General features: G+C 63.9%; 25 protein-coding genes. 13 read left to right on the top strand and 12 right to left on the bottom strand.

Annotation, left to right across the window (positions count from 1 at the left end; genetic code table 11):
• Nucleotides 1–51 precede the first annotated feature (51 nt).
• Nucleotides 52–1041, bottom strand: coding sequence for an asparaginase (locus tag CXQ80_RS21170; RefSeq protein WP_101322324.1), 990 nt, complete (start codon nt 1039–1041; stop codon nt 52–54).
• A gap of 71 nt (nt 1042–1112) precedes the next feature.
• Nucleotides 1113–2555 (bottom strand): sodium:alanine symporter family protein, encoded by a 1443-nt coding sequence (locus CXQ80_RS21165; protein WP_101322323.1) that lies wholly within the window; start codon nt 2553–2555, stop codon nt 1113–1115.
• A gap of 177 nt (nt 2556–2732) precedes the next feature.
• Between CXQ80_RS21165 and CXQ80_RS21160 the strand changes: the two genes are divergently transcribed.
• Nucleotides 2733–3545 (top strand): helix-turn-helix transcriptional regulator, encoded by an 813-nt coding sequence (locus CXQ80_RS21160; protein ID WP_101322322.1) that lies wholly within the window; start codon nt 2733–2735, stop codon nt 3543–3545.
• Between the two features lie 6 nt (nt 3546–3551).
• Here the strand turns inward: CXQ80_RS21160 and CXQ80_RS21155 are convergent, their stop codons facing one another.
• Nucleotides 3552–4391, bottom strand: coding sequence for an alpha/beta hydrolase (locus CXQ80_RS21155; RefSeq protein ID WP_101322321.1), 840 nt, complete (start codon nt 4389–4391; stop codon nt 3552–3554).
• Between the two features lie 174 nt (nt 4392–4565).
• On the opposite strand from CXQ80_RS21155, the gene CXQ80_RS21150 reads away from it, so the two are divergent.
• Together CXQ80_RS21150 and CXQ80_RS21145 are read left to right on the top strand one after the other, a co-directional pair.
• A complete protein-coding gene (locus tag CXQ80_RS21150) occupies nt 4566–5450 on the top strand; it encodes a sugar nucleotide-binding protein (protein WP_101322320.1) in 885 nt (294 codons plus the stop codon).
• The gene (locus CXQ80_RS21145; protein ID WP_101322319.1) at nt 5443–6375 is read left to right on the top strand and encodes an NAD-dependent epimerase/dehydratase family protein; all 933 of its coding nucleotides are present in this window, start codon (nt 5443–5445) and stop codon (nt 6373–6375) included. The genes CXQ80_RS21150 and CXQ80_RS21145 overlap by 8 nt, the downstream gene beginning before the upstream one ends.
• A gap of 14 nt (nt 6376–6389) precedes the next feature.
• On the opposite strand, the gene CXQ80_RS21140 is transcribed toward CXQ80_RS21145, so the two are convergent.
• Nucleotides 6390–6857, bottom strand: coding sequence for a helix-turn-helix domain-containing protein (locus CXQ80_RS21140; RefSeq protein WP_101322318.1), 468 nt, complete (start codon nt 6855–6857; stop codon nt 6390–6392).
• A gap of 100 nt (nt 6858–6957) precedes the next feature.
• Here CXQ80_RS21140 and CXQ80_RS21135 point away from each other — a divergent pair, with 100 nt between their 5' ends.
• Nucleotides 6958–8151 carry an MFS transporter gene (locus CXQ80_RS21135; RefSeq protein ID WP_101322317.1) on the top strand — a complete coding sequence of 398 codons (1194 nt, stop codon included), beginning with the start codon at nt 6958–6960 and terminating at the stop codon, nt 8149–8151.
• Between the two features lie 49 nt (nt 8152–8200).
• On the opposite strand, the gene CXQ80_RS21130 is transcribed toward CXQ80_RS21135, so the two are convergent.
• The 5 genes from CXQ80_RS21130 to CXQ80_RS21110 form a co-directional block, all read right to left on the bottom strand.
• Nucleotides 8201–8884, bottom strand: coding sequence for an OmpW family outer membrane protein (locus CXQ80_RS21130; RefSeq protein WP_101322316.1), 684 nt, complete (start codon nt 8882–8884; stop codon nt 8201–8203).
• A gap of 106 nt (nt 8885–8990) precedes the next feature.
• Nucleotides 8991–9533, bottom strand: a complete 543-nt coding sequence (locus CXQ80_RS21125) for a DUF3299 domain-containing protein (RefSeq protein WP_101323122.1) — start codon at nt 9531–9533, stop codon at nt 8991–8993.
• Nucleotides 9534–9542: 9 nt separating this feature from the next.
• Nucleotides 9543–10808, bottom strand: coding sequence for an ABC transporter permease (locus tag CXQ80_RS21120; RefSeq protein WP_101322315.1), 1266 nt, complete (start codon nt 10806–10808; stop codon nt 9543–9545).
• On the bottom strand, nt 10808–11518 hold the full coding sequence (locus CXQ80_RS21115; protein ID WP_101322314.1) for an ATP-binding cassette domain-containing protein: 711 nt from the start codon (nt 11516–11518) through the stop codon (nt 10808–10810). Before CXQ80_RS21115 ends, CXQ80_RS21120 begins: the two co-directional genes overlap by 1 nt.
• Nucleotides 11519–12088 carry a DUF2796 domain-containing protein gene (locus tag CXQ80_RS21110; protein ID WP_101322313.1) on the bottom strand — a complete coding sequence of 190 codons (570 nt, stop codon included), beginning with the start codon at nt 12086–12088 and terminating at the stop codon, nt 11519–11521.
• Nucleotides 12089–12220: 132 nt separating this feature from the next.
• On the opposite strand from CXQ80_RS21110, the gene CXQ80_RS21105 reads away from it, so the two are divergent.
• Complete coding sequence (locus tag CXQ80_RS21105) at nt 12221–12559, top strand: hypothetical protein (protein WP_101323121.1); 339 nt, start codon at nt 12221–12223, stop codon at nt 12557–12559.
• 171 nt (nt 12560–12730) lie between these two features.
• Here CXQ80_RS21105 and trxA read toward each other — a convergent pair whose 3' ends face one another.
• The 3 genes from trxA to CXQ80_RS21090 are packed head-to-tail and all read right to left on the bottom strand — an operon-like array spanning nt 12731 to nt 14762.
• Nucleotides 12731–13618 (bottom strand): thioredoxin, encoded by an 888-nt coding sequence (gene trxA / locus CXQ80_RS21100; protein ID WP_101322312.1) that lies wholly within the window; start codon nt 13616–13618, stop codon nt 12731–12733.
• Between the two features lie 31 nt (nt 13619–13649).
• Nucleotides 13650–14309 (bottom strand): methyltransferase, encoded by a 660-nt coding sequence (locus CXQ80_RS21095; protein WP_101322311.1) that lies wholly within the window; start codon nt 14307–14309, stop codon nt 13650–13652.
• Entirely contained in the window at nt 14310–14762 is a 453-nt protein-coding gene (locus tag CXQ80_RS21090; protein WP_101322310.1) for a YbaY family lipoprotein, read from the bottom strand.
• 105 nt (nt 14763–14867) lie between these two features.
• On the opposite strand from CXQ80_RS21090, the gene nrdR reads away from it, so the two are divergent.
• From nrdR to CXQ80_RS21050, 8 genes are all read left to right on the top strand, one after another.
• On the top strand, nt 14868–15332 hold the full coding sequence (gene nrdR / locus CXQ80_RS21085) for a transcriptional regulator NrdR (protein ID WP_101323120.1): 465 nt from the start codon (nt 14868–14870) through the stop codon (nt 15330–15332).
• Nucleotides 15333–15334: 2 nt separating this feature from the next.
• Nucleotides 15335–16465, top strand: coding sequence for a bifunctional diaminohydroxyphosphoribosylaminopyrimidine deaminase/5-amino-6-(5-phosphoribosylamino)uracil reductase RibD (gene ribD / locus CXQ80_RS21080; protein ID WP_101322309.1), 1131 nt, complete (start codon nt 15335–15337; stop codon nt 16463–16465).
• A gap of 43 nt (nt 16466–16508) precedes the next feature.
• On the top strand, nt 16509–17174 hold the full coding sequence (locus CXQ80_RS21075) for a riboflavin synthase (RefSeq protein WP_101322308.1): 666 nt from the start codon (nt 16509–16511) through the stop codon (nt 17172–17174).
• Between the two features lie 18 nt (nt 17175–17192).
• The gene (ribBA, locus tag CXQ80_RS21070) at nt 17193–18284 is read left to right on the top strand and encodes a bifunctional 3,4-dihydroxy-2-butanone-4-phosphate synthase/GTP cyclohydrolase II (protein ID WP_101322307.1); all 1092 of its coding nucleotides are present in this window, start codon (nt 17193–17195) and stop codon (nt 18282–18284) included.
• 90 nt (nt 18285–18374) lie between these two features.
• Nucleotides 18375–18851: a 6,7-dimethyl-8-ribityllumazine synthase gene (gene ribE / locus CXQ80_RS21065; protein WP_003255395.1), complete on the top strand. Its 477-nt coding sequence runs from the start codon at nt 18375–18377 to the stop codon at nt 18849–18851.
• Complete coding sequence (nusB, locus tag CXQ80_RS21060; protein ID WP_101322306.1) at nt 18848–19348, top strand: transcription antitermination factor NusB; 501 nt, start codon at nt 18848–18850, stop codon at nt 19346–19348. The genes ribE and nusB overlap by 4 nt, the downstream gene beginning before the upstream one ends.
• An 18-nt stretch (nt 19349–19366) precedes the next feature.
• A complete protein-coding gene (thiL, locus tag CXQ80_RS21055) occupies nt 19367–20332 on the top strand; it encodes a thiamine-phosphate kinase (protein WP_101322305.1) in 966 nt (321 codons plus the stop codon).
• Complete coding sequence (locus CXQ80_RS21050) at nt 20329–20832, top strand: phosphatidylglycerophosphatase A (protein ID WP_101322304.1); 504 nt, start codon at nt 20329–20331, stop codon at nt 20830–20832. The genes thiL and CXQ80_RS21050 overlap by 4 nt, the downstream gene beginning before the upstream one ends.
• The last annotated feature ends 11 nt before the right edge of the window (nt 20833–20843 follow it).

Here is a 20843-nt window from a genome sequence, read left to right as displayed (position 1 = left end):
CATCGGCGGCGAATCTGAAGCTGCCGATGCTCTCTTTAGGCAATCAGGCCTTCAAGCCCGCTCCCCACACAGATCCAGCGCAAACCAATGCTCCGTCGCCTGCGCATCCAGCCCCGCTCCAAGCAAGCCAAACAACTTGCCCAGCGCCGCTTCGCGGGTCATGCCGCCGCCGCTGATCAGGCCAGTGTCACGCAGCCGGCTACCGGCGGCATAGGTGTCAAATACCACCGAGCCGACCGGGCACTGGCTGATCGCAACGATCACCACGCCGCCTTGGTGGGCGTCATGCAGCACATCCAGCAGGGCCTGGTCGTCGGACGGCCCGGTGCCGCTGCCGTAGCACTCCAGCACCAACCCTTGCACGCCGCCGTCGAGCAGGCCGCGCAGGTGTTCTGCCTGCAGGCCGGGGAACACCGGCAGTACCGCCAGCTTTACCGGATGGCGCACCTGACGATAGTCGAGCACAGCCGGGATGGCTGGCGCGCGCTCGCTGTCGCGATGACGGGGCAGGGCAGCGAAGGCGTCGAATGCCTCGCTGCGCAGCTTGGAGGCGCGGCAGCCGTGCAGCAACTGCTCGTGGAAGTACAGCTGCACGCCGTCCTCGATGCCGCTTTCGAGCAGGCGCAGGGCGCCGATCAGGTTGTCCCAGGCGTCGCTGTCTGGCGCGCCGGCGGGCAACATCGAACCGGTCAGCAGCACCGGCACCGGCAAGCCGAGCAGCACGAACGACAGGGCTGCACCGGTGTAGGCCAGCGTATCGGTACCGTGCAGCACCAGCACGCCGTCGTGGCCGTCACGTTCCACCGCTTCGACAATCGCGTCACGCATGGCCAGCCAGTTGGCTTGCTGCATGTTGGCGCTGTCCAGCAGTGGGTTCATTTCACGCAGTGTCCACTGTATCTGCGGAGCATCGTCAAGTTGCGCCAGATGCTCGCGCATGCGCACGTCGAAGCCGCCCGCCGGGGCCAGGCCCTGGGGTGTTTCGAGCATGCCGATGGTGCCACCGGTATAGAGGACGAGAAGATTCTTGACTGCACGCATGGCGCATTCCGTAACGATGAGCGGAGAGAGAAGCAGCCGCCCGCGAACGGGGCGGCTGGCAGGGGAGGATATCAGCGCTGGGTCTGAACCTGACCGACGGTGTTGTCAGCGGTTGTTTCAGCGGCTGCCGGAACTGGCCAGGCGTTGCGGTCCAGGTCCAGGTCAGGGAACTTGCTCGAATCGAACACTGGCTGCTTGATGCCAGCCTTGCGCTGCACATCGTAGTCACGCATGACCCGCAGGCCGATGTTGAACAGCAGGGTCAGGGCGATCAGGTTGACGAAGGCCAGACAGGTCATGGTGATGTCGGCAAAGGCGAACACGGTCGACAGGTCTTGCGCCGAACCCCATACGATCAGCGCCAGGACCAGGCCGCGGTAGCCCATCAGCACCGAACGCTTGCGGGTCAGGAACTGCAGGCTGGTTTCGCCCAGGTAGTAGTTGTAGAGGATGCAGGTGAAGACGAACAGCGAAAGCGCGACGCTGACGAACAGACGACCCCAGTCACCGACTACAGCGGCCAGCGAGTTCTGGGTCAGGACGATGCCGTCACCTTCGAAGCCTGGGGTGTAGAAGCCCGACAGCAGGATCAGCAGTGCGGTGCAGGTGCAGATCACGAAGGTGTCGAGGAACACGCTGAACGCCTGCACAACGCCCTGTGCGCCAGGGTGCTTGACCGCGGCCACGGCAGCAACGTTGGGCGCACTGCCCAGGCCCGCTTCGTTGGCGAACACGCCACGCTTGACGCCCATCACGATCGCGCTGCCGAGCAGGCCGCCGAATGCAGGGTCAAGGCCGAAGGCGCTTTTGAAGATGGTTTCCAGCATCGCTGGAACGTGCTCGATCTGGCTGCCGATCACATACAGGGTGACGCCGATGTAGGCCAGAGTCTTGACCGGTACCAGCAGGTCGGACACCGAAGCAATACGCTTGATACCACCGAGGAAGACGATCGCCAGCAGCACTGCCAGGGCAATACCGGTCTGCTGCGGCGGGAAGCCGAAGGCATTTTGCAGCGAGTGGGTCACGGTGTACGACTGCAGGCCGTTGAAGGCGAAGCCGTAGGTCACCAGCAACAGCAGCGAGAACACCACCGCCATGCGCTTGAATTTCAAGCCATGCAAGATGTAGTACGCCGGGCCGCCACGGTACAGGCCATCGCCATCGGCGCGCTTGTACACCTGGGCCAGGGTACATTCGAAGAAGCTGCTGGACATGCCAACCAGCGCGGTCACCCACATCCAGAACACAGCGCCTGGGCCGCCGAGGGTCACAGCGATGCCGACACCGGCGATGTTACCGGCGCCAACGCGGCCGGCCAGGCTCAGCATCAGTGCCTGGAACGAGCTCAGCTGGCCAGCCTGGCCACGCAGGGATTCCTTGAACACACCGAACATGTGGCCGAAGTGACGGAACTGGACGAACCGCGAGCGGAGGGTGAAGTAGCTACCAAGTCCGACGATAAGGACGATGAGCAGCTTCCCCGAAAGGAAATCGTTGAGTACTTCGAGCATGGCAAATGACCTCGATTCTTATTCTTCGCGTGGAATGACCAGCGGCGGCAACGACGCGCCGCTTTTCGTTGGGCGCATGGTTGGCCATGACAAGAGTCGTTACAATTTCGCGGGTTGCTCTCAGTTGGCGCTACTTGATGCTATGCTTGCATCACTCGCATCAGCTGGACCTCGTACATGAGCGATCATTTCGCTAGCAACCTGAAATTGGCCTGTAGCCACTACCGCTCTATCTCCGAGGTTTGCCGGCAGCTGTCGATCAACCGTGCCCAGTTCAACAAGTATTTGAGCGGGCAGAGCCGTCCGACGGCCTACAACCTCAAGCGCATCGGCGATTTCTTCGGGGTCGAGGATTACGAGCTGAATTTGCCGCCCGAGCAGTTTGCCCGGCTGATAGGTGCGCGCATTCCTTCGGAGCAGAACGGGCCGTTGAACGACCCCATCAGTGAGCTGTTCAAGCCTTTGCATGCGCATGCCGGCAATCTCTCGCGCTATTGCGGCTACTACTTCGAATACTCCAACTGCATGTCGGTGCCGGGTACCATTCTGGTGTCGCTGGTGCATTTGCGGGAGGAGCGCGGCAGCTTTCTGTTCGAGCGCCAGGAACGCCAGGAGCGCAGCAGCGCCACCGACCTGCATGCCGAGGTGCGCTGCCGCTACCTTGGTGCGGCGTTCCAGCTGCAGGACCGCATGTTCCTGATCGACTACGAATCACTCACCCTCAACGAGATGAGCCAGACCATCCTCATCCCCAGCTTCAAGAGCCGCATTACCCGCTTGAACGGGCTCAAGACCGGAGTCTCCAGCGGCGACCGGCGCAACCCGGCCTGTACCCGCGTGGTCTGGGAGTTTCTCGGCGAGGAGATCAACCGCATCAATGCCTACCGGCAGGTCAAGCTGTACCGCCCGGATGATCCGCGCATCGACGATGACGTGCGCGAGCGCCTCAGCGTCGGCCCGCTGAGCAACGGCCTGTTCGAGATCGAGTAGGCCACCTCAACCGCGAATGAACGCTGCGGTCACCTCTGCCACCTGGTCGGCGACTTGCGGATTGTCTCGCAGGTGAGCGGCGATGCCGTGGTCGCAGTCGGTCAGCAGCAGGCACTCGACATGTGGCGCCGGCACTGAGCGCAGCAGGGTATGGGTGACTTCTTCCGGGATCGGGCTGTAGCGCTGCACGCCAGACACCCAGCGCGTCCCCGCCGAGGTCCCCGCGCCTTGGCCATAAGCACGCGAATTAAGCCCGTCGTACTCACCGATCACCAGCAATACCTGGCCGGTAAAGGTGCGCAAGAATTCATAGCTGTCACATTGCAGAAAGGCGAACGGCTGGCGAATCGCTGCGGTGAACGCCGGGCCGAATGGCGCCTGGTGCGCCGCGTCCGGGTAAACCGCCGGGCAGATCAGCACCAGTTTGGAGATGCTTGGCAACTGCGCGGCCATCTTCAGCGCAATGGCTGCACCAAGGCTATGGCCGATCAGGGTATGGCACTGCTCGGCGATATGCTGATGAAAGCTCAGTGCCTCGTGCAGATTGGTGTGCAGCGACGGCGCGGCGGCGCCCGGTTGGCTGGCCAGGCTGTGGCCGGACAGGTTACCGCTGAGCGAGCCGATGCCCTGCGCCTGCAGGCGATACAGCAACGGGTTGAGGCGGGTGAAGTCCGAGCGTGCGCCACCGACGATAAAGGCGGGCGGGGCGTGTGCAACATCGGGCACCAGCAGTCGTGCCTGCTGCCGATAGCCGTCGAATGACTGTTCGATGAACCGCTCTGCGCCGGGCGCTGCCTCGTCGTACTGCCAGGTCGAACGGTGTGCAGCGATGGATTCGGTGGGCATTTGGACCTTCGCGCTGAGCAGGGAATGGCGCGCTCAGTATAGGTCGATAACAGCCTTGCGAAGTGCGCTACTGCAGTGCCGAGCAACGCCGCAATCCAGCAGGCGTTGGACTTCCCCTGTCGGAAACCGCAAAATGCTTTTTCTTCCAACGATCTGAGCGGACTTTTTTACCCTATGCGTATGCGCCTGATGCTGTTGGGTGGTGGCAATGCCCTCGGGCAAGCGCTGATTCGTCTCGGGGCCGAGGAAGACATCGGATTCCTGGCGCCGCGTCCGCCGGACAACGGCTGGGATCCGGCCAGCCTGACCCTGCTGCTGGACGAACACCGCCCCAACGTGGTGATCAACCTCGCCTATTACTTCGACTGGTTCCAGGCCGAGGCGGTCAGCGAACAGCGCCTCGCCCAGCAAGAGCGCGCAGTCGAGCGCCTGGCCGAGCTGTGCCAGCACCACGAAATGATCCTTGTGCAACCTTCCAGCTATCGCGTGTTCGATGGCTCGCGGGCCACTGCCTACAGCGAAAAGGACGAGCCGGTGCCCCTGGGCAGCCGCGGCCAGGCGCTGTGGCGGGTCGAGCAGAGCGTGCGCGCAACTTGCCCGCAGCATGTGCTGCTGCGCTTTGGCTGGGTGCTGGACGAGAGCATCGATGGCACCCTCGGGCGCTTCCTGACCCGCGCCGAGCAGCCGCAGGAATTGCTCCTGGCGGACGATCGCCGCGGCAATCCGACGCCAGTGGACGATGCGGCCCGGGTCATCCTCTCGGTACTCAAGCAACTCGACTGCGCCGCGCCGCTGTGGGGCACCTATCACTACGCCGGCAACGAGGCGACCACGCCGCTGGCGCTGGGCCAGGCGATCCTTGCCGAAGCACAGCAATGGCGCCAGCTCGCAGTGCAGGCACCCACCGCCCAGGCTCACGCCGCGCGGCCGGACGCCAGCGAAGAGCCGCAGAACGCGGTGTTGGCCTGCAAGAAGATCCTTCATACCTTCGGCATCAAGCCGCGCGCCTGGCGCTCGGGCCTGGCGCCTTTACTGGACCGATTCTACCGACATGGCTGACGCCCCTATTCTGATCACCGGCGGCGCGGGCTTCATCGGCTCGCACCTGTCCGACGCCTTGCTGGGCAAAGGCTATGCGGTGCGTATCCTTGACGACATGTCCACCGGCAAGCGCGCCAACCTGCAGTTGCAGCATCCCGGCCTGGAGCTGATCGAAGGCGATGTCGCCGACGCCGCTCTGGTCGCCCGTGCTGCCGCTGGCTGCCGCGCCGTTGTGCATCTGGCTGCCGTGGCCTCGGTGCAGGCCTCGGTGGATGACCCGGTGAAAACCCACCAGAGCAATTTCATCGGCACGCTGAATGTCTGCGAAGCCATGCGCCTGAATGGCGTGCGTCGGGTGCTGTTTGCGTCCAGCGCCGCGGTGTATGGCAACAATGGCGAAGGCCAGTCGATTGCCGAAGATACCCCCAAGGCGCCGCTGACGCCTTACGCAGTGGACAAACTTGCCAGCGAGCAGTACCTGGATTTCTACCGCCGCCAGCATGGCCTGGAGCCGGTGATCTTCCGCTTCTTCAACATCTTCGGCCCGCGCCAGGATCCGTCCTCGCCGTATTCCGGGGTGATCAGCATCTTCAGCGAGCGCGCTACCCAAGGCTTGCCGATCAAGGTATTTGGCGACGGCGAGCAGACTCGCGACTTCCTCTATGTTGGTGATCTGGTCCAGGTCATGGTCCAGGCCCTCGAGCAACCGCAGGTGGAAGAGGGCGCAGTGAACATCGGCCTGAACCAGGCCACTTCGCTGAATCAGCTACTGGCCGCGCTGCGCGACGTCATTGGCAGCCTGCCGGAAATCAGCTACGGCGAAGCCCGCTCGGGCGACATCCGCCACTCCCGCGCCGACAACGCGCGCTTGCTGGCACGCTTCGACTTCCCTCAACCAACGCCGATGGTCGAAGGTTTGGCCAAGCTGTTGGGCAGGGGCTAAGCATCGCGCGCGGGTCAGCTTGACCCGCGACCTGGCTTCACCCCATGCCGCACCACCCGCCGCAGGCAATCGTCCGGCCCCACCACGCGGCCATCCCCGGCTTGCACCTGCAGTGTCTGCAAAGGTTGGCCGTGGGCACTGTCGAGCAGTTGCGAGCGGGTTTCGCCGGTTTCGAATAGAAATTGCTCGCCCCACTGGCGCAGGCCAATCACGATGGGAAACACCGCGCGGCCCTTGTCGGTTAGCACGTACTCCTTGTACGCGCTGCCATCCGAGGCGGGTTGCAGGGTCAGCAAGCCGGCTTCTAGCAGCAGCTTGAGGCGCGAGGAGAGGATGTTCTTCGCCAGGCCGAGGCTCTTCTGCAGCTCGCTGAAGCGGCGCAGGCCATCGAACGCATCACGCAGAATCATCAGCGCCCAGCGATCACCGAGCACCAGCAGCGCGCGTGCCACGGGGCATTGGTCGTTGATCGGGTCCAGCATGGCGAAAACCTCGCTTGTTTATCTGGTTGCAGATTAAAACCACATTTGCTAGAAAGCCAGTAAGTGGTTTCAATATGAAACCAGTTGTCGAGTGCCTGCCATGACCGCGTTCAGCCCTGCGCCACTTCCCCGCTCACTCACTCTGTTGCTTGCCGTGACCTGTGCACTGGCTGTGGCCTCGGTGTATTTCGCTCAACCGTTGCTCGAGTCGATGGCGACCAGCCTGGGGGTGGCAACGGGCAAGGTCGGGCTGGTCGTCGGCGCGACTCAGGCCGGCTATGCGGTTGGCCTGTTGCTGGTCGTGCCATTGGGCGATCTGTTCGAGCGCAAGCGCTTGATCGTCTGTCAATTGCTGCTCTCGGCCGCGGCGCTGCTGGCGGTCGGGCTGGCGCAGGACTGGGCCGTATTGCTGCTGGCGATGAGCCTGGTCGGGCTGCTGGCGGTCGTTGTGCAGGTGGTGGTGGCGCATGCCGCGACCTTGGCGACAGCGCAGGAGCAGGGGCGCGTGGTCGGCCAGGTCACCAGCGGCGTGGTGCTGGGCATCTTGCTGGCGCGACTGGTGGCTGGTGCGTTCGCCGACGTTGCCGGCTGGCGCAGCGTCTATTTCGTTGCTGCCGGGTTGGCGCTGTTGATGGCTTTGCTGCTCTGGCGCAAGTTGCCGAGCGCGCAGCCAGGCGCCCGCAGCGCCAGCTATCGGCAATTGCTGGCGTCGGTTGTCGGTCTGTATCGACACGATCGGCTGTTGCGCCAGCGTGGGCTGTTGGCCTTGCTGACCTTCGCCGCTTTCAGCGTGCTGTGGAGTGCAATGGTACTGCCGCTTAGCGCACCAGCGCTGGCGCTGAGCCATACCCAGATCGGCCTGTTTGGCCTGGCCGGAATCGCCGGTGCGATGGCAGCGTCACGTGCCGGGCGTCTGGCTGACCAGGGCCACGCGCAGCGAACCACAGGCGTGGCCTTGCTGCTGTTGCTGCTGTCGTGGGTAGCCACGGCCTTTCTTGAATACTCATTGCTGGCGCTGGTGCTGGGCGTAGTAATGCTCGATTTTGCCGTCCAGGCGGTGCACGTCACCAACCAGACATTGCTGCTGAAAGGGCGCAGTGAGATGGCCAGCCGCCTGATCGGGGCCTACATGTGCTGTTATTCGCTGGGCAGCGGGGTGGGGGCGGTAGCGGCGAGCTGGGTCTATGCGCGCTGGGGCTGGATGGCCGTGTGCGCAGTGGGCGCGGGGTTCAGCGCACTGGCCTTGATTTATTGGCTGTATCTGCGCTGGCAAACAGGCAATGGCCAGCGCTGACAGCAAAAAGCCGCTGCCTGATGGCAACGGCTTTGTCATGCAGCAACGATCAGAACTTGTAGCCAATACCGACCATGTACACCCATGGATCGACTTCAACGTCGACCTTGGTCTTGCTGTAGCCCAGTGCGGCAGGGCCGTCGACGGTGGCTTTGGTGTCGATGTCGACGTACCAGACCGAGGCGTTGACCAGCACGTTGTCGGTGATCATGTAGTCCATGCCGACCTGGCCGGCGATGCCGATCGAGTCCTGCATTTTCAAGTTGCTGAAGCCTTGCTGCTTGCGCGCGCTGCTCAGGTCTTCATCGAAGAACAGGGTGTAGTTGATGCCCACGCCTACGTACGGCTGGAACTTGGAGGCTGGGTCCATCGGGAAGTACTGCAGCGACAGGGTCGGTGGCAGTTGCTTGATGTCGGCCAGCTTGCCATCCAGGCCGCCGCCCAGGCCCTTGACGCCAACGGTGTGCTGGAACGGCGTGGCCGCCAGCAGCTCGACGCCGATGTGATCGCTGAGCATGTAAGCGAAGGTCAGGCCCAGCTGCGTGTCGCTGGTCAGGGTTGCCTTGGTGCCGGCTACCTTGTTGCCGTCGAAGCGCAAGTCGCCGCTGCTTTCGTTGGGCGCGGTGGTGATGGCGCCGGCGCGGACAATGAAATCACCCGGCTGGTGAGCGTGGGCAGCAGGCGCAACGAGGGCCAGGGCGACGAGCGAGGCGCCGAGCAAGGACTTGTTCATGGAAGCTCCGAAAGGACATTGGTAATCAATGGCCTAATGGTACGGAGGCGCTTAAACCAAATGTTTGACCCAGCTCAACGAAGCGCGGCATAGCCGTCCTGCGGGCTTATTTCAGTTCGTAGGCGTAGATTTTTTCGGCTTCCATCTGGTATCCGGCGTCAGCCAGCTCGCTGCTGCTGGCTTTGACCTGCATACGCCCTTCGATCCAGTACGGTTGGTACAGGTCTTCGACGCGTACGCCCATCTCGCTGAAAATATGCACGATCTGATTCGACGGCGGTGGCGGCACGTGAATGCAGGCGCCGTAATACGGCACCAGCAAAAACTCGGTGGTACGGCCTTCTTCACTGACTTCCAGCGGCACGATATAGCCCGGCAGCTTGACCTGCTGATTGTCCAGCGCCTGCACCACCGGAGCATTGGCCGATTGCTGTGGTACTGGCGGCGCGGACTCGGCCGCCAGCGCGTTGCCGATCTGCGACAGGTCGTGCAGCGGCGCCAGCTGCGGGGCTTGCACTGGCGCGCCTTCGGGGATCAATGCCGGCCAATCCAGCTCGCGCGGCTCAGCCGCCCACATCGGCGAGCTGAAGAGCAGCACCAGTAGCATGAGGCAGCGCGGGAACTGAGCGCTAAGGCGGGGCAGACGCATGGTAATCACTCACAAATGAATCGACAGACCATCAGCCAATGACTGCCGATAGGCACGCCAGGCCGGCACGCTGCCCATCAGCAACGCTGCGCCGAGGATGATAGCCAGCAGCGTCCATTCATGGCTACTCGGCCAGGCCAGTGGCAGGTACAAACCATAGTTGGCCTGCACGTAGCCCTGAGCCAGAGCGATGCCGGCATACAGCAGGCCAAGCCCGGCGACGATACCGGCTACCGCCAACGCCAGCGCTTCGAGGACCAGCAGGCCGGCGATATGCCAGGGCCGAGCACCCACCGAGCGCAGAATGGCCATCTCCCGGCGGCGCTCGTTGAGGCTGGTCAGAATCGCCGTGAGCATGCCGATCAAACCGGTCAGCACGACAAACAACGACACCACGAACAGGGCTTGCTCGGCGGTCCCCATCAGGCTCCACAACTCCTGCAGGGCCACGCCCGGGAGAATCGCCAGCAACGGCTCGTTGGCGTACTGATTGATCTCGCGCTGCATGCTGAAGGTGGCGATCTTGTTGTTCAGGCCAAGCATGAAGGCGGTGATCGCAGTCGGTTGCAGGTCCATGCCGCGCGCTTGCTCGGCACTGATGCGGCCGGCGCCGCGAGCCGGTACGCCGTTGTGCCAGTCGAGGTGAATGGCCTCCATGCCGGCCAGGCTGATGTGCAGGGTGCGGTCAACCGGGGTGCCGGTGCGTTTGAGCACGCCGACCACAGTGAACGGTTTGTCATCGTGTTTGACCAGGCTGATCGCCGCTACGCCATGGGCCAGCACCAGCTTGTCGCCGAGTTTGTAGTGCAGTGCCTCGGCGACTTCGGCGCCCAGCACCACGTCGAACGGGTTATCGGCAAACGGCCGGCCCTGGCTGAGTTCCAGGTGCTGGCGCCGGCCGTACTGGTAGTGGCTGAAGTAATCGGTACTGGTGCCCATCACCCGATAGCCGCGATGCGAGTCGCCCAGCGAAATCGGGATCGCCCACTTCACCCGCGGGTCGCTGGCGTAGTGTTGATAGCTGTCCCAGCGGATGTTGTTGGTGGCGTTGCCGATGCGAAACACCGAGTACAGCAGCAGATTGACCGAGCCCGAGCGGGCGCCGACGATCAGGTCGGTGCCACTGATGGTGCTGGCAAAGCTGGCGCGGGCTTCGGTGCGGACCCGTTCTACGGCCAACAGCAGGCAGACCGACAGGGCAATCGCGAAGGCGGTAAGAAAGGCCGTGAAGCGCCGGTTGGCGAGGCTGGCCAGAGCAAGGCGGAGCAGGTACATCAGGCCTCCCGGGGCGCGGCGGCGCGATTGAGTTCGGCCAGTGACAGGTGTCGATCGAACAGCGGCGCCAGGCTCTGGTCGTGGCTGACGAACAACAGGCTGGAGCCGGCAGCGCGGCATTCGTCGAACAGCAGCCGGATAAAGGCTTCGCGAGTGTCGGCATCGAGCGCCGAGGTTGGCTCGTCGGCGATCACCAACTCCGGCTGGCCGATCAGCGCCCGGGCCGCGGCTACTCGTTGCTGCTGGCCGATCGACAGGCTATCGGCGCGCCGCGCGAGCATTGCCGGGTCAGTCAGGCCCAGGTGCGCGAGCAGTTGCGTGGCGGCCTGATCGACGCTGCCATGGCGCTGGCGGGCACGCTCGGCGCGGCTGGCAGAAAAACGACAAGGCAGTTCGACGTTTTCCCGCACCGACAGAAACGGCAGCAGGTTGAACTGCTGAAAAATGTAGCCGGTGTGATCGACGCGGAAGCGATCGCGCGCGCCCTGGCCCAGCTCGGCCAAGGTCTGACCGAGCAGGCGCACGCTGCCCTGCGCCGGCAGGTTCACACCGCCAAGCAGGCCGAGCAGGGTGGTCTTGCCGCTGCCGCTGGGGCCCTTGAGAAACAGCGCTTCGCCCGCTTCCAGGCGAAACTGCGGGATATCCAGCAGCGGCGCCTGGCCGGGCCAGGCGAACAGCAGATCACGCAGTTCGATCAACGCCTGGCTCATTCAGAACGCGACCGTCGCAGTGGTCGGCGTTGCTTCAAGGCCTTTTTGGCCATTAGGGCCAATCAACTGCACGTTGATCTTCTGCATCGCCGGGTAAGCCTTGAACAGCGGCGCGAGGTCGATGCTGGCGAGTTTGCTCGGGTTGCTGCAGGTGAACTGATAGTGCGCTTCGATATCGCTGTGGGCGTGTTTCTCGGTTTTGCCGGCAGCGGCTGCTGGTGCGTCGAACAGCGGGCTTTGCAGCTCCTGCGCGTCGATGCTGCAGCCAGCGTCCTTGGCCAGACCCAACAGCTGCAGCGGCTGCTCCAGTTGCTGGCGTACGCTGGCTACCTTGGCCTTGTCGGCATCGCTGCTGGCGGCGTGTTCAAAGCCCACCAGGTTCATCGCCGGGCTGTCCAGGCCAAGCTCGAGGGTGTTGCCATCCAGTACTACGTCGAGTTTGGCCACGCCGTGTTCATGGGCGCCCAGCGCGGTGTGGTCGTGATCGTGATCGTGATCATGCTCATCGTGGGCATACGCCACGGCCAGGGGCAGCAGGGCGAAGGGCAGTGCAAGCAACAGACGGCGCATGGTCAACTCCAGAGAGCAGGGCGAATTATTTGGTAATGTTATAACAGTTTTTCTGGCGAGTGCCAGCCGCTTGGCGAAGGTTTCATGTCGTGGGAGCATGGGCGCCAGGCAATTGTGAGCGAGGAAGCCAAGGTGAGAATACGAGGAACGATCGGCGAGTGGCCGGTGGACCTGACCATCGAGCTGGAGCCGGCGGAATGGGCGCAGCTTGGGCGTCAGGTGGAGTTGGCTGCGCCGGTGGAAAAGGCAACGCCGGCACCCGCGGTGCGGCAGAACGATGACCAGTGGCAAGCTGCGCGCGAAGCCTTGCGCGTGGCCGGACAGATGACTGGGCCAGAATTACTTGAGCAACTGGAGCAGTTGACCGGCAGCACGGCGGCGGGCAAGCGGCTGCTGGTGCGTTTGCGTCACAGTGCTGAGGTGAGGGTGGAAAGCGCGGGGGATGCGCCTGTTTATCACTGGATCGGTTGAAGCATAGTGGGCCAGCTACGCTGGCCTTTCGCGACACAAGGCCGCTCCTACAGGCGACCGAGTTGCTCATGGCTCACCGCCGGCCTGTAGGAGCGGCCTTGTGTCGCGAAAGGGCCGCGCAGCGGCCCCAGGATCTGTGCGGCCCCGCAGACCGTCGGGCCGATATGCGCCTCAATACATCAAGGCAAACAACTTGCGCCGATACGCGGTAACCAGCGGGTGCTCATTGCCGAGCAGCTCGAACACCTGCAACAGCGCCTTGTGCGGCAATCCGCTTTCATAACCCCGATTACGCTGGAACAGCTTGAGCAACCCATCCAGCGCCGCTTCGTACTGCTGGCGCGCCAACTGCTGAATGCACAGCTGATAAGCGGCTTCGTCGTCCTCAGGGTTCTGCGCCAGACGGCTCTTCAACTCGGCGGCTTCCGGCAGGCTGGCGGCCTGGCGCAGGAAGGTCAGCTGCGCCTTGGCGCCGGCCAGCGCTGCCTTGTGCTCGTCGCTCTTGACCGCACCCAGCACGGCCTCAGCTTCACTCAGGTCGCCACGCTCGGCCAGGCAACGGCCGTACAGGATCAACGCCTCGGCATTGCTGTTGTCTTCGCCCAGCAACAGCTTGAGGGTCGCTTCGGCCTCGGCAAAGCGGCTTTCGGCAAACAGCGCCTTGGCTTCTTCCAGTGGCGAGGCAGTCGGCGCGGCAGGCATCTGCACGTGCGGCTCGAGCAGGGCGCGAATCGCCGATTCGGGCTGCGCACCGGCAAAGCCGTCGACCGGCTGACCGTCCTTGAACAGCACCACGGTTGGCAGGCTGCGGATACCGAACTGGGCAACCACCTGCTGCTCGACGTCGCAGTTGATCTTGGCCAGCAACAGCTCGCCCTGATAACCCTCGGCTATCTTGGCCAGCAACGGCATCAGCGCCTTGCATGGCGCACACCACTCGGCCCAGAAATCCACCAGCACCGGTTTGTGGAAGGAGTTCTCGATGACCAACTGCTGAAAGTTGGCGTCGGTAGCATCGAAAATGTACGGCAGGGCGTTGGTATCGGGGGCTTGGCTCATCGCAACTCTCGCAAATCTCTGAATGACACCACTATAAAGGCTCGCGGCTGGCGTGGTACAGGCTGACCCGGCGGAATTCGTGCGGTTCGGCCAGGTCGGGCAGGGTCAAGCCTTCGAGCACGTCCAACTGACGGTACAGCGGGTGGCTGAAATTGCGCACCCGCGAGTCGGCCACCAGCACCTGGCGGCCACGGCTGAGAAAACCATCGAGCAACGGCAGGTTGGCCGGGTCGTACAACACATCAGCCACCAGAATCAGATCGAAGCGGTCGGCTTCGGCAAAAAAATCACTGCTGTAACCGAGCTCGACCTGGTTCAGCGCAGCATTGGCTTGGCACGCAGCCAAGGCCAGCGGATCAAGGTCGCAGGCAACCACCTCGACAGCACCCGCCCGCGCTGCGGCGATCCCGGCAATGCCCGAACCGGCGCCAAAGTCGAGCACGCGCATGCCCTCGACCCACTGTGGATTGGCCGCCAGGTAGCGGGCCATGGCCAGGCCGCTGGCCCAGCAGAAGCTCCAGTACGGCGGCTCATCGAGGATGCGCTGGGTCTCTTCGCGGGTGAATGCGCGGTGCATGTTGTCGGCGTCGAGCAGCCACAGTTTCAGCGCGCACTCCGGCAGCGCAGTGGCAACCAGCTGCGCTTCGCCGATCAGACCGCTGAGCGCATGCTGCAACTGCACTGGCGCCATTTACGGGGCTTTCTCGAAGCGCAGCGGGCCGGTGGCCTGGCTCGTAGCCTGGACGATGCGCTGTGGCGGCAGGTGCATGATCAACTGACCCGAGCGGCTGGCGCGACCGCGCAACTCGACGCGGGCACCGGCCGGGAATGCTTCCGGGTTGAAGCTCAGTTGATAGGGCAGGTCCTGACCGGTACCGGTCAGGGTGCTGCTGGCCAGCAGCCGCTGCGGGCGATCACGTTCGTCGATTACCAGCAATGCCAGCTCGACCTCGGCACCCGCTGGCACGTCTTGCAGGCTGCCGCTGATTTCCCGTTGATAAGCCGGCAGCGGGCCGAGCGCCGGGGCCTTTTTCACCGTTTTCGGCGCCGGCGTTGCGGGCACTGGTTGGTTTTTAGGTTTATCGCTGCTGCAGGCCGTCATCAGGCCAGCGAGGCAGAGCACGACGAGCGCTCGAAAGTGCATGGAGAAGTCCTTCAGGGGCAGATTTGAGTGGATGGTAACCCCTTTGGCTTGTCTTGCCAGTCGGATGCGCTACCATGGCCCTCCCTTTTTTTGTTGCCTGCCACCATGCACTGTCCCTTTTGCGGTGCCAACGACACCAAGGTCATCGACTCGCGCCTGGTCGCCGAGGGCGAACAAGTGCGTCGCCGGCGCGAATGCGTCGCCTGCGGCGAGCGCTTCACCACCTTCGAAACCGCCGAACTGGTACTGCCGCGGCTGATCAAGCAAGACGGCACCCGCCAGCCATTCGACGAAGACAAGCTGCGAGCCGGCATGCAGCGCGCGCTGGAAAAGCGCCCGGTCAGCGTCGAGCGCCTGGAAGCAGCGCTGGCGCAGATCAAGCACAAGCTGCGCGCCACCGGCGAGCGCGAGGTCAAGTCGCTGGTGGTCGGTGAGCTGGTCATGGAGGCGCTGCGTCAACTCGACGAAGTCGCCTACATTCGGTTTGCCTCGGTCTACCGGCGTTTCCAGGACCTTGACGAATTCCGCGAAGAAATCGACCGCCTGGCGCGCCAGCCGGGCAAAGAGTAAACATGCCCAGCCCGACCGCAATTCTCGACGCCCACTACATGGCCCTGGCCGTGCAACTGGCCCGCAAAGGCCAGTACAGCACCCATCCCAATCCGCGCGTTGGCTGCGTCATCGTGCGTGATGGCGAGGTGGTCGGCGAGGGCTGGCATGTGCGCGCCGGCGAGCCGCACGCCGAAGTGCATGCCCTGCGCCAGGCCGGCGAGCGCGCCCAGGGCGCCTGCGCCTATGTCACCCTTGAACCGTGCAGCCACCACGGGCGCACCCCGCCGTGTGCCGAAGCGCTGGTCAAGGCCGGGGTGGCCCGGGTGGTCGCCGCCATGCAGGACCCTAACCCGCAAGTTGCCGGGCGAGGTCTGCGGCGCCTGGCCGAGGCCGGTATCGAGGTTGTCAGTGGCGTGCTCGAGCAAGAAGCGCGTGCGCTCAATTCCGGCTTCCTGAAACGCATGGAGCACGGCCTGCCGTTCGTCCGCGCCAAGCTGGCGATGAGCCTGGACGGACGCACCGCCATGGCCAGTGGTGAAAGCCAGTGGATTACCGGCCCTGCCGCCCGCGCAGCGGTGCAACGCCTGCGTGCGCGCTCCAGCGTGGTGCTGACCAGCGCCAGCAGTGTGCTGGCCGACAACGCGCGGATGACCGTGCGCGGCGGCGAGCTGGGCCTGGACCCTGATACCACCGCCCTGGCCTTGTCACGGCCACCGCTGCGGGTGCTGATCGACAGCCGCCTGCGCCTGCCGCTGACTGCGCCTTTGTTCCAGGCCGGGCAGGTACTGGTGGTCACCGGCGCCGCCGCTGACCCACGCTATGCTGAGGCCGGCCATGAGCTGCTGCAGTTGCCCGGCGCCGATGGCCGGGTGGATCTGCCAGCCCTGCTCAGCGCCCTGGCGGCGCGTGGGGCCAACGAGATTCTGCTGGAGGCGGGGGCTGGCCTGGTCGGCGCGTTTGCCCAGCTCGGTTTGATCGACGAATACCAATTATTTGTCGCCGGCACCTTCCTCGGCTCCCAGGCCCGGCCACTGCTGGACTGGCCGCTGGCGAAGATGAGCGAAGCGCCGCGACTGAAAATCACCGAAATGCGCGCGGTGGGCGATGACTGGCGAGTCACAGCCATCCCCCAACCGGCCGCCGGCGTATAATGCCCGGCTGGCCCAACGCCGCCCAGTTTCCGAGGAGAACCCAATGTTCACCGGCATCATCGAATCGATCGGCACCATCCGCAGCCTGACCCCCAAGGGCGGTGACGTGCGTGTCTACGTCCAGACCGGCAAGCTCGACCTGGGTGACGTCAAACTGGGCGACAGCATTGCCGTCAATGGCGTCTGCCTGACTGCGGTGGAACTGCCTGGCGACGGCTTCTGGGCTGACGTCAGCCGTGAAACCCTCGACTGCACCGCGTTCAATGATTTGAAAAGCGGCAGCCCGGTCAACCTGGAAAAAGCCCTGACCCCGACCACCCGCCTGGGCGGCCACCTGGTCAGCGGCCACGTCGACGGCGTCGGCGAAATCATCTCGCGCAGCGATAACGCCCGCGCGATCCAGTTCCGCGTGCGCGCACCCAAGGAGCTGGCCAAGTACATTGCCCACAAGGGCTCGATCACCGTCGACGGCACCAGCCTGACGGTCAATGAGGTCGATGGCGCCGAATTCGAGCTGACCATCGTGCCGCATACCCTGTCCGAAACCATCATGGCCGACTACCGCAGCGGGCGTCGGGTGAACCTTGAGGTCGACCTGCTGGCCCGTTACCTGGAGCGTCTGCTGCTGGGTGACAAGGCTGCCGCACCGAGCAAGGGCAGTAGCATCACCGAAAGCTTCCTGGCCGCCAACGGCTACCTGAAATCCTGATCGAGAAGGGGGTGCCGCGTGGCGCTCAACAGTATTGAAGAGCTGGTCGAAGACATCCGCCAAGGCAAGATGGTCATCCTCATGGATGACGAAGACCGCGAGAACGAAGGCGACATCATCATGGCCGCCGAGTGCTGCCAGCCCGAGCACATCAACTTCATGGCCAAGCACGCCCGTGGCCTGATCTGCATGCCGATGAGCCGCGAGCGCTGCGAGACCCTCAAGCTGCCGCTGATGGCGCCACGCAATGGCTCGGGCTTCGGCACCAAGTTCACCGTCTCGATCGAAGCCGCCGAAGGCGTCACCACCGGGATTTCCGCAGCCGACCGTGCGCGCACCGTGCAGGCCGCGGCAGCCAAGGATGCCAAGGCAGACGATATCGTCAGCCCTGGCCACATCTTCCCGCTGATGGCCCAGCCTGGCGGCACCCTGGCCCGCGCTGGCCACACCGAAGCGGCCTGTGACCTGGCGCGCATGGCCGGGTTCGAGCCGAGCGGGGTGATCTGCGAAGTGATGAACGACGACGGCACCATGTCGCGTCGCGCCGAGCTGGAAGTGTTCGCCGCCGAGCACGGCCTGAAGATCGGCACCATCGCCGACCTGATCCACTACCGCATGATCCACGAACGTACCGTTCAGCGGGTCACCGAGCAGCCACTGGACAGCGAACTGGGCCAGTTCAACCTCGTCACCTACCGTGATTCGGTCGAAGGCGATGTGCACATGGCATTGACCCTGGGCAAGATCTGCGCCGAAGAACCGACCCTGGTGCGGGTGCACAACATGGACCCGCTGCGCGACCTCTTGATGGTCAAACAGCCCGGCCGCTGGAGCCTGCGCGCCGCCATGAGCGCCGTGGCAGAGGCCGGCAGCGGCGTAGTGCTGCTGCTCGGTCACCCGCTCGATGGCGACGTGGTGCTGGCGCATATCCGCGAAAGCGCCGGCGAAACCCAGGTCAAGACGCCGAGCACCTACAGCACGGTTGGCGCCGGTTCGCAGATCCTGCGTGACCTCGGTGTGCGCAAGATGCGCCTGATGAGCTCGCCGATGAAGTTCAATGCGATATCCGGATTCGATCTGGAAGTTGTAGAATACGTGCCCTCTGAGTGACACAGGCGCGCCAATCGCCCTGACGCTCGTGTCCAAACCCTCCTGCAGGCCGCCTAGGGCGGCCTCGCTCTTTAAAATGAGAACACCGCAATGACCCTGAAGACCATCGAAGGTACCTTCATCGCCCCCAAAGGTCGCTATGCTTTGGTGGTTGGCCGCTTCAACAGCTTCGTCGTCGAAAGCCTGGTGAGCGGTGCCGTTGATGCGCTGGTACGCCATGGCGTCAGCGAAAGCGACATCACCATCATCCGTGCTCCTGGCGCCTTCGAAATCCCGCTGGTTGCACAGAAAGTCGCCCAGCAGGGCGCTTACGACGCGATCATCGCCCTGGGCGCCGTGATCCGTGGTGGTACTCCGCACTTCGAATACGTTGCGGGCGAATGCACCAAGGGCCTGGCCCAGGTGTCGATGGAGTTCGGTGTGCCAGTCGCATTCGGCGTACTGACCGTCGACTCGATCGAGCAGGCCATCGAACGTTCCGGCACCAAAGCCGGCAACAAAGGCGCTGAAGCTGCCCTGTCCGCACTGGAAATGGTCAGCCTGCTGGCGCAGTTGGAGGCCAAGTGATTAGCGACGAAAGCGATCGTTTCAACCCGCGCGATCCAAAACCTGCGGATGCTGGCAAACCATCGAAAAGCGCCAAGCGTCGCGAAGCACGCAAGCTCGCGACCCAGGCGCTTTATCAGTGGCACATGGCCAAGCAATCGCTGAATGAAATCGAGGCGCAGTTCCGCGTCGACAACGATTTCTCCGACATCGACGGCGCTTATTTCCGCGAGATCCTGCACGGGGTTCCGGCGAAGAAAGACGACATCGATGCCGCGCTCAAGCCTTGCCTGGACACCCCGCTGGAAGAGCTCGACCCGGTTGAACTGGCGGTTCTGCGCCTGTCCACCTGGGAGTTCCTGATGCGCGTTGACGTACCTTACCGGGTCGTGATCAACGAAGGCGTCGAACTGGCCAAGATCTTCGGCGCCACCGACGGCCACAAGTTCGTCAACGGTGTACTCGACAAGCTGGCGCCGCAGGTCCGTGAAGCGGAAGTCAAGGCGTTCAAGCGCTGATTGCGGCGCTGACCAGTCATGGGTGAGTTCGAGCTGATCCGTCATTACTTCGCCGCCGCGCCCTGTGCGCAGGGCGGCGAAGGTGTCGCGTTGGGGATCGGCGACGACTGTGCCCTGCTTGACCTGCCGGCTGCCGCGCAGTTGGCAGTGTCTACCGATACCTTGGTCGCCGGCGTGCATTTTCCGCACGCCTGCGACCCCTCGCTACTGGGCCAGCGCTCGCTGGCCGTAGCGGCCAGTGACCTGGCAGCCATGGGTGCCACGCCCGTCGGCTTTACCCTGGCGCTGACCTTGCCCGAGGTCAGCGAACAGTGGCTCAAGGCGTATGCCGAAGGCCTCGATCGCATGGCGCGACATTGCCGCCTGAGCCTGATTGGCGGCGACACCACCCGCGGCCCACTGAGTATCACCATGACTGTGTTTGGCCGGGTTCCGGCCGGGCAGGCCCTGCTGCGCTCGGGCGCGCAGGTGGGTGACTTGCTCTGTGTGGGCGGCGAGCTGGGCAATGCCGCCGGCGCCTTGCCGTTGGTGCTGGGCGAGCGCGAAGCGGCGGTCGAGATCAGTGCGCCGCTGCTGGCACAGTACTGGTCACCTTCGCCGCAGTTTGCCTTGGGCCAGGCCCTGCGCGGCAAGGCCACCGCGGCGCTGGATATCTCCGATGGCTTGTTGGCCGACTGCGGTCATATCGCCAAGGCATCCCGGCTGGCGCTCGAGGTGAACCTGGCCCAGGTGCCAGTGTCACCTGCTCTAGTGGCTTTTTCAGGGCCAGCGGCAGCCCGCCAGGCGGCGCTGACCGGTGGCGACGATTATGTCCTGGTGTTCACCTTGCCCCCGCAGCAACTGCCCGCGCTGCGCGACGCTGGCCTGGCGGTGCATGTCATCGGCCGGGCAGTGGCTGGCGAAGGCGTGATTTTGCGCGACGAACACGGCCAGGACATCACCCCGCGACAACGCGGCTATCAACATTTTAGGGAGACACCGTGACCGACCACCCCAATCAGGTGCCTGCGGAGTTCGTTCCGCCTTCGGTCTGGCGCAACCCGTGGCACTTCATCGCCTTTGGCTTCGGTTCCGGCACTTTGCCCAAGGCCCCCGGCACCTGGGGCTCGCTGGTGGCGCTGCCGTTCATTCCGCTGTGGCAGATGTTGCCCGACTGGGGCTACTGGCTGCTGCTGGGTATGACCATGCTGTTCGGCTTCTGGCTGTGCGGCAAGGTCGCCACCGACTTGCGCGTTCACGACCATGAAGGCATTGTCTGGGACGAAATGGTCGGCATGTGGATCACCCTGTGGCTGGTGCCGGAGGGTTGGCAGTGGTTGCTGGCCGGGTTCCTCATGTTCCGCTTCTTCGACATCCTCAAGCCGTGGCCGATTCGCTGGATCGACAAACATGTGCATGGTGGATTCGGCATCATGCTCGACGATATCCTCGCCGGTGTGTTCGCCTGGCTGGGCATGCAGGTTCTAGTTTGGGCGGTAGCCTGATACGGGAGTGG

The sequence above is a fragment of the Pseudomonas sp. 02C 26 genome, from assembly GCF_002843585.1.
Taxonomy (GTDB): domain Bacteria; phylum Pseudomonadota; class Gammaproteobacteria; order Pseudomonadales; family Pseudomonadaceae; genus Aquipseudomonas; species Aquipseudomonas shirazensis.
This window is presented reverse-complemented; position numbering and strand designations above follow the sequence as displayed.